Genomic DNA, 1,156 nt, shown 5'->3' with positions numbered 1-1,156 from the left:
TTAGAGAATATGATGTGGATGACCTTATTGGTCTATGACTACATCATACCAGGAGATAAGGACAAATGAAAAAAATAATATGTATGTTTCTAACCTTATTGTTATTGGTGTGTATTGTTGGGTGTAGTCAAGCAAAGGACAGTGATAATCATGTAGTACAAGATTATTCCGAAGAATATGAGGTTTCTCCTTATGGAAGTGAAGAAGCGCTTGACACTTTGGGCGATTTGAAGATTTCAATGAGTACAGAAAAGGATTTAGACTTAAAGCACCTTTCATTTCTAATAGAAAATACTTCTGATAAAGAATACCAATATTCACCAGATTATTTTGAAATAGAAGCTGAACAATCCGGCACTTGGTATCAACTTAAACAGCTTGATGACCCCTCAAAGAGCAATGAAAAGGATTGCTTTATTAAGCCTAACGAACGATTAACATTAGAAATTGATGTTAAAAGTTTTTATGGAGAATTGCCTGCTGGACACTATCGTTTGATTAAACAATTTGCGTTCTTTGAAAGTGAAAGAGATTGGGATTACGATACATATAATTTATCTTGCGAATTTACGATAAGGTAAAAATTCTCTACTTCATAAGCATGAAAAAAAACCGCTTATGAAGTAGAAAGTTCTCATGCCATTTTAACGGCGGTTTTGAAATAACAATCAAAACCGCCGTTTTCTTTTGTAAAAATGAGAATACGGAGGGTGTGTTAAAGTCGCCCTTTTTCAAGGATACGGTGGTATCAAGGAGGTATTGCCATGTCCTTTTTTATGTACCATGTGGAGCATATTTATGTCTAGGAAGAAATACAGTAAAGCATTCAAACTAAGGCTTTTAAAAAAGCATAATGAAACAGGCATATCCTACTAGAAATTGGAAAAGGATAATATAATAGCAGGGGACGATGTGTGTTTTTATCCCCTGCTTTTATACGTTTTTTATCATATTTTGATCAATATAGCTTGGTATTTAACTGATTTTTCAAATAACATCTAAGTCCAACATATACTCCTTGCGAAAGTACAAAAAGCAATAGAAGATTTACTGACAGTGTTTTTTTGATGGATTCTCCAAAATAAATGATGACAGCAGCACTTTCGTCTAATACAGGGATACGGATTCCATGACGGTCAGGGTTTTTCTTATCCTG

The 1,156-nt window shown here is 34.0% G+C and carries 2 protein-coding genes; one reads left to right on the top strand and one right to left on the bottom strand.

Going from position 1 to position 1,156, the window contains the following annotated elements; genetic code table 11:
* Nucleotides 1-65 precede the first annotated feature (65 nt).
* Complete coding sequence (locus NE638_RS17800; RefSeq protein WP_008400157.1) at nt 66-581, top strand: immunoglobulin-like domain-containing protein; 516 nt, start codon at nt 66-68, stop codon at nt 579-581.
* Nucleotides 582-958: 377 nt separating this feature from the next.
* Here NE638_RS17800 and NE638_RS17795 read toward each other — a convergent pair.
* A partial coding sequence (locus tag NE638_RS17795; protein WP_244094889.1) for a DUF6040 family protein occupies nt 959-1,156 on the bottom strand: 198 nt, incomplete at its 5' end.

This window comes from Blautia sp. MSK.18.38 (assembly GCF_024460535.1).
In the GTDB taxonomy this organism is placed as follows: Bacteria; Bacillota; Clostridia; order Lachnospirales; family Lachnospiraceae; genus Blautia_A; species Blautia_A fusiformis.
Note: the sequence above shows the minus strand (reverse complement) of the source record. Positions and strands in the feature narration are given on the sequence as shown.